Annotated in this window: 8 protein-coding genes; all 8 read left to right on the top strand. The window is 40.0% G+C overall.

What is annotated here, in order from left to right; translation table 11 throughout:
- The coding region (locus ABZB17_RS18665; RefSeq protein ID WP_372652426.1) for an MFS transporter at window positions 1-550 on the top strand (550 nt) is incomplete at its 5' end.
- A gap of 36 nt (window positions 551-586) precedes the next feature.
- A complete protein-coding gene (locus ABZB17_RS18660) occupies window positions 587-1,384 on the top strand; it encodes an SDR family NAD(P)-dependent oxidoreductase (protein WP_372652423.1) in 798 nt (265 codons plus the stop codon).
- 137 nt (window positions 1,385-1,521) lie between these two features.
- Window positions 1,522-2,280 (top strand): sulfite exporter TauE/SafE family protein, encoded by a 759-nt coding sequence (locus tag ABZB17_RS18655; RefSeq protein WP_372652421.1) that lies wholly within the window; start codon window positions 1,522-1,524, stop codon window positions 2,278-2,280.
- Between the two features lie 18 nt (window positions 2,281-2,298).
- A complete protein-coding gene (locus tag ABZB17_RS18650) occupies window positions 2,299-3,390 on the top strand; it encodes a sugar kinase (RefSeq protein ID WP_372652419.1) in 1,092 nt (363 codons plus the stop codon).
- Between the two features lie 79 nt (window positions 3,391-3,469).
- Window positions 3,470-4,231: an SDR family NAD(P)-dependent oxidoreductase gene (locus ABZB17_RS18645; protein ID WP_372652416.1), complete on the top strand. Its 762-nt coding sequence runs from the start codon at window positions 3,470-3,472 to the stop codon at window positions 4,229-4,231.
- Between the two features lie 35 nt (window positions 4,232-4,266).
- Window positions 4,267-4,938 carry a bifunctional 4-hydroxy-2-oxoglutarate aldolase/2-dehydro-3-deoxy-phosphogluconate aldolase gene (locus ABZB17_RS18640; RefSeq protein ID WP_319267119.1) on the top strand — a complete coding sequence of 224 codons (672 nt, stop codon included), beginning with the start codon at window positions 4,267-4,269 and terminating at the stop codon, window positions 4,936-4,938.
- 4 nt (window positions 4,939-4,942) lie between these two features.
- Window positions 4,943-6,034, top strand: coding sequence for a polysaccharide lyase family 7 protein (locus ABZB17_RS18635; protein WP_372652414.1), 1,092 nt, complete (start codon window positions 4,943-4,945; stop codon window positions 6,032-6,034).
- Window positions 6,035-6,098: 64 nt separating this feature from the next.
- On the top strand, window positions 6,099-6,977 hold an 879-nt coding region (locus ABZB17_RS18630; RefSeq protein ID WP_372652412.1), incomplete at its 3' end, for a sugar kinase.

Raw genomic sequence — 6,977 nt, 5'->3', positions numbered from 1 at the left:
TGAGCCTATTTGGTGGTTGTTTGTAACCTGGATGCCGATATATCTTTTCGATACCTATGGCTTTAATGTAAAAGAAGTCGCTTTATTCTTGTGGGTTCCATACGTTGGCGCTGCTGTTGGAAGTATCGCAGGAGGTTATGTGTCAGGTATGATTATCGCAAAAAACGGCTCAATCAATAAAGGACGTAAAACAACAATTGTAATTGGTGGCGCTATAATGCTTGCAGGATTAATCGCAACAATATTGTTTGGCGACACAGCTTTAAAATTCGTACTTATTGTATGCGCAGTCTTGTTCGGATTCCAATTCGCTATTGGTAATGTACAGACTTTACCAAGTGACTTTTTCAGTGGAAAATCAGTTGGGTCGTTGGCAGGATTGGGAGGAATGATTGGAGTATTCTCCGTAATCGTAATGAACTTCGTGGTTCCGGTTGTTGCCAAAATATCTTATACCCCAATATTTATTGCTATTGCAGCATTTGTGCCGCTGGGGGTTGGAGCCATTTACTTGTTCGCCAGAAATATAAAGTCGGTAGAAGAAAAATAAAAAACATTAATCAAATGAGTTTCATCTCTTAATTAGATGAAGCTTGAAAAAAACTTAAAAAAAATAGAGATTATGAGTTCAAAAGCAAAGGTAGCATTAATTACCGGTGCAACTGGTGGTATTGGTTTTGCGGTGGCAAAACAATTAGGGAAAGATGGGTATACTGTAGTTTTAAATGGTATTGAAGACGAAGCTGGTGCTGAAAGAGTAAAAGAGTTAGAGGCCGAAGGAATTACAGCAGAGTACTATGGCTTTGACATGACAGACTCGGCAGCTGTAACGGAATACATTACAAAAATTGGCGAAAAGTATGGGAAGATCGATGCTTTGATTAACAATACCGGAGGTATTGGCGTAAGAGCTCGTTTTGAAGAAATGACTGATGAGCAATACAAGTTTGTTATGGCTCTTAATTTGGATTCGGTTTTTTATGCTTCAAGAGCAGCTATCCCTTTCCTTAAAAAGGGTGAAAATGCATCTATTATCAACTATACTTCGAATGCAGCCTGGAATGGAGCAGGACCAGGTGCCGGTATTTATTCAGCTTCAAAAGGTGGCGTGCAATCAATTACGCGTGCCTTGGCTAAAGATTTGGCAGAATATGGAATTAGAGTAAATGCTGTTTCGCCGGGTACTATCGATACGCCCTTCCATGCGCAAATTAAAGCGACTAAACCAGAGCTTTTTGCTTCCTGGAAAAACAGTGTGTTATTAGGACGATTAGGTGAGCCGGAAGAAGTGGCTGGTGTTATTTCTTTCTTATTAAGCGATGCTGCATCTTTCATTACAGCTGAAACCATCCAGATTGGTGGTGGACAGGCATTGGGAATATAAAACCAGAGAATAGATTTTTTGGTGGTTTGTACTTTATATAAATCACCTTTCGCATAGTTTAGTTTAGTTAGTTTCAACAGCCGGATACATAAAAATTCTTCTGACATAAAGTATTTGTATTCGGCTGTTTTTATAAGATGAATGAATTAAGTTTTATACAGTTAGCGATTTTAAGTGCAGCGGGTGTTGTTGCCGGTTTTATTAATGTTGTTGCCGGAGGGGGGTCATTAATAACACTTCCGTTAATGATATTTTTAGGACTACCACCGGTTGTGGCAAACGGTACTAATCGTATTGGTATTATCGCACAAAATATTGTAGCTGTTACGAATTTTTCACGAAAGGGCATATTTATCTATCCGTTTAGTTTATATGCAGGAGGGATAGCTATTATTGGTTCGATTCTTGGCTCACTTCTGGCAATAGATATGGACGACCAGTTATTTAACCGGATATTATCAATTGTTATGGTTGTCACGGGCATTACAATCTTACTCAAGAATAAAAAAGCAGCATCACACAGTATAATTCCGGTTGTGAAAAATAAGATAGTTAGTTTGGTCCTTTTTTTCTTTATCGGCATTTACGGTGGTTTTATACATGTTGGTATTGGCTTTTTGATGATTATGATATTGTCACGAATAAATCAGTTGTCGCTAAAATATGCAAATAGCATTAAGGTTTTTGTGGCACTGTTATTTAGTATTTCATCAATTATTGTTTTTATCCTGAATGATGCCATAAACTGGAAAGTTGGTTTTGCACTGGCCATTGGAACATCGTTGGGTGGATATTTAGGAAGCCACTTCACCATGAAAAAGGGCGATAAATGGATAAGACTTATTCTAATTCTGGCCATCATAGTAATGGCAATAAAATTGTGGTTTTTTCAATAAATAATAATTAGTACAAAAATGAAGATCAAATCAAAATCAGAATGTACTTACGATTGCATTTCACTGGGTGAAGTTATGCTTAGGCTTGATCCGGGAGAAGGTCGTATAAGAACTGCCCGTCAGTTCAGAGCCTGGGAAGGTGGTGGTGAATACAACGTATCACGTGGACTGAGAAGATGTTTTGGAAAAAGAACTGCTATTATTACTGCCCTTGCAGATAATGAAGTAGGAGCCTTAATTGAAGATTTTATGCTTCAGGGAGGATTGGATACCCAATTTGTAAAATGGATGGATTATGATGGTTGTGGCCGAACCGTACGAAACGGATTAAACTTTACAGAAAGAGGTTACGGTATTCGCGGTGCAAAGGGTGTTTCCGACCGTGGTAATACTGCAGCGTCGCAGTTAAAACCAGGAGATATTGACTGGGAATACATTTTTGGAACACTTGGTGTACGCTGGATGCACACCGGCGGTATTTTCGCAGCACTCTCAGAAACTGCAGCTGAAACAGTTATTGAGGCTGTAAAAATTGCCAAAGAATACGGCACCATTGTTTCCTACGACTTAAACTACCGTCCATCGCTTTGGAAAGCCATTGGTGGCGAAAAGAAAGCTCAGGAAGTAAACCGAGAAATTGCCAAATATGTAGATGTAATGATCGGTAATGAAGAAGATTTTACAGCCTGTTTAGGTTTGGAAGTTGCCGGTAATGATGAAAACCTGAAGGAATTAGATCTATCTGGCTACAAACGCATGATCGAAAATGCGATAAAAGAATTTCCAAACTTCAAGGTAATTGCTACAACGTTGCGCACTGTAAAAACAGCTACTGTAAATTCATGGGGGGCAATCTGCTATTCAAATGGTGTAATACATGAAGCGGTGCATCGTGAAGATCTTGAAATTATGGATCGTGTTGGAGGTGGCGATAGTTTTGCATCAGGATTGATTTATGGTTTCCTTGAATTTAACGACGGAGCAGAAGCTGTAGAATATGGAGCTGCACATGGAGCTTTAGCCATGACAACACCTGGCGATACTACAATGGCTACCTTGTCTGAAGTGGAAAAAATCATTGGCGGTGGCAGTGCTCGTGTTGATCGGTAAAAGCCTAAACTGGATTAGCTGCTACTCGCAGCTTTTATTTAGATTTAAAAAAAAATAACCAAAATAAAAGGATAGAAGGATGAATAAATTAAAAGGTAAAAATGCTTTGGTTACCGGCACCTCTCAGGGTATTGGAGCAGCTATCTCAAAACTATTGATTGAAGAAGGATGCAATGTGTGCATGCACTATTTTAGTTCGAATGAGGAACCAATGCGTCTAAAAAAGATTGCTGAAGACAAAGGTCAGAAAGCAATTTGTTTACAAGCTGATTTAACCAACGAACAGGAAACTAAAAAGTGTGTAAGCAATGCAGTTGAGGCAATGGGTACTTTTGATATTCTCATAAACAACTCCGGTTCGCTTGTAAAACGAAGCTTTGTTGGCGACATTGAAATGGATTACTGGCAAAAGCTAATTGATATAAACCTGACCACCATGATGCTGGTAACCCGCGAAGTTATTCCGCATTTAAATCAATCCGAAGGAGCGAGTATTGTAAATGTTTCTTCCTTAGCAGGGCGTGTAGGAGGCCATGCCGGTTCGTTGGTATATTCAATGTGTAAAGGAGCCGTTTTAACCTGGAGCCGATCACTGGCTAAAGAACTGGCAGCGCAAAATATCAGGGTAAATTCAGTTGCTCCTGGATTTATCCAGGGAACAACTTTTCACGCAACACATACAACAAATGAGTCTGCAATGAAAACCATCGAATCTATTCCGTTGCAGCGCGCAGGTAATCCTGATGATGTGGCGCGTGCAGTCGTTTTTCTCGCTTCGGAATACGACGGATTTATTACCGGTGAAACACTCGATATTAATGGCGGGGTCTATTCGGCCTAAAATACCTAGTTTTTAATCATTCTTATACTAAAGTTATGGCAAGATTTTCAAGAATAGAAGTAGCATTAAAGATGAAAGAAACCGGCATGGTCCCGGTATTTTATCATCAGGATATAGAAGTATGTAAGGCTGTTGTAAAAGCCTGTTACGATGGTGGAGCGCGAGTATTCGAGTTCACTAATCGCGGCGATTTTGCCACACTGCTTTTTGCAGAATTAAATAAATGGAGTATTGAACATTGCCCGGAGATGATTATGGGGGTAGGTTCGATTGTAGACGAAGCCACAGCAGCCATGTACATTGCTTTAGGGACCAACTTTGTTGTGGCTCCTTTAATTGATGAAGCAACTGCAAAAGTTTGTAACAAGCGCAAAATTGCCTGGAGTCCGGGGTGTGGTTCGGTTACCGAGATTGGCCAGGCACACGAGCTGGGAGCCGAGGTTGTAAAAATATTCCCAGGTTCTCAGGTGGGCGGACCAAGCTTTGTAAAAGCCGTGAAAGGACCAATGCCTTGGGCCAGTATTATGCCAACCGGAGGTGTTTCTCCAACAGAAGAGAATTTAAAAGGATGGTTTAACGCTGGAGTTACTTGTGTAGGAATGGGATCGCAACTTTTCCCAAAAGAGGTATTGGCAGAAAAGAACTACGGCTACATTACGGATAAATGTACCGAGGCTCTGGAAATCATCAACCGGTTGAAAAAATAGAAAAATGAAAGTCAAAAAAACTATACCAATCTATCAATCTATTCTAATAATAGGTTTTGTCGTACTAGTAAATAGCTGTTCAAATACCGCTAAAGAATCCAAAAAAAAGGAAGCTGAAGAGACTATATATGCCAGTGAGGTTATTCCATTTTTCGAGCATTGGAATTTAATTTTAGGTGATGGATCAAATGTCGGTCAGGCAATTGACTATGAGCACAAAGATTACTTTTATACGGCTAACGACGAGCAAGGCAATTGGGTAGTCTTTAAATCACCTAATGCCGGAGATACACACGGAACTTCGAACAATACAAGAACCGAGTTGGCCCAATTAAAAAAATGGTATCCTGCAACTGCTGATGATAAGTTAACAGCCACACTTAAAGTAATGAATGTATCGGCGACCGGTGATGCCAGAGTTGCTGCTTCGTATGCCGTTGTTGTGGGACAAATTCATAGTGCCGATGGGCATGAGAACGAACCGCTTAAAATCTTTTACAAAAAATTCCCTGGTCATTCCAAAGGTTCGGTCTTTTGGCATTATGAAATTAATACTGCAGGTGATGATAATGCCGGACGATGGGATTATTCAACCGCTGTTTGGGGCTACGACTTCTCTGTTGTTGGTAGTGAAGTAAATACCTTCCCGGAAGAATCTGAGGATGGTATTGCTTTGGGTGAAGAATTTAGTTACGAAATAAAGGTGAAAGATGGTATGATGTACTTAACTTTTACCAGCGAAGGGCATGAACCCAAAACTTTTACAAAAAACTTAATAAAATCAGAATATATAAAAACGGCTGATATTCCTGAGCAAACTCAAAATCTGTTTGTACCAATTGGTCAGGATGGAGTAGAACGTGAAAATGCCTATGCTGATGAAGGTTGTTTCTTTAAACTGGGTTGTTACAATCAAACCAATGGATTATCTCCCGAGGTAAATAAAAACTGGTGTTCGGGTGCTGAAACGTTTGGTGGCGATATTCAAAAACAGTATGAAACTGGCAACTATGCTGAAGTTTGGTTTAAAACAGCAAGTATAACTGTAAGTGATGAAGCTGTGTCAAATCAAGGCTATTTCACTAAAAATGATTAGATCAAAACCTGGAGGTTCCGAGATATCTGTAAGGTTTTACAACGAATCTATTTGAACATATAGAATGACAAAAAAACTAATAACATTTGGAGAAGTAATGATGCGGTTATCTCCTCCGGGCTATTCAAAGTTTTCGCAAGCTACGTCTTTCGAACTTGTATATGGAGGTGGCGAAGCAAATGTGGCAATTTCATGTGCCTATCTTGGTATGAAAGCAGCCCACGTAACGCGTTTCCCTGATAATGCCCTGGGGAAAGCTGCAACTCAATTTCTTCGCCAGCATTGGCTAAGCACCGAACATGTTTTTTATGGTGGTGATAAAATGGGCATGTATTTTCTGGAAAAAGGGGCAGTACACCGGCCCAGCGAAGTGATTTACGAACGCGAAGGTTCGGCTTTCTCTTTAATTGAGCCGTCGATGATAGATTGGGAAGATGTTCTGAAGGATGCCGATTGGTTTCATTGGACAGGTATTACGCCCGCAATTTCTGAAGGTACTGCAATGTGTTGTCTCGATGCAATTAAAACCGCGAACAAGATGGGTGTTACGGTCTCTGGAGATATTAATTCGCGCAAAAATATGTGGAAGTATGGTAAAACCATGCACGAAGTAATGCCCGCACTGGTACAAAATTGTGACATAGTAATAACCAGCAGCACCGAAATTCATGAAATGTTCGGACTCGGTAATCCGGGAGAAAAATTTCGGGTTTCGGCTAAAGCTTTAATGGAAACTTTCCCGAGGATTAAAAAAGTGGTTGGGAAAAACAGAGAATCAGTAAGTGCTTCTCACCAGCAAATACAAGGTAAGATGTGGAACGGAAAAGAATATATTAAAACTGAAATATTGGACATCACCCACGTTATTGATCGCGTTGGTACCGGTGATGCCTTTGCATCTGGTCTGATATACGGATTATTGCATTATGATGATGTAGAAGCT

Origin of the sequence: Draconibacterium sp., assembly GCF_041583095.1 — a bacterium.
GTDB lineage: Bacteria > Bacteroidota > Bacteroidia > Bacteroidales > Prolixibacteraceae > Draconibacterium.
This window is presented reverse-complemented; position numbering and strand designations above follow the sequence as displayed.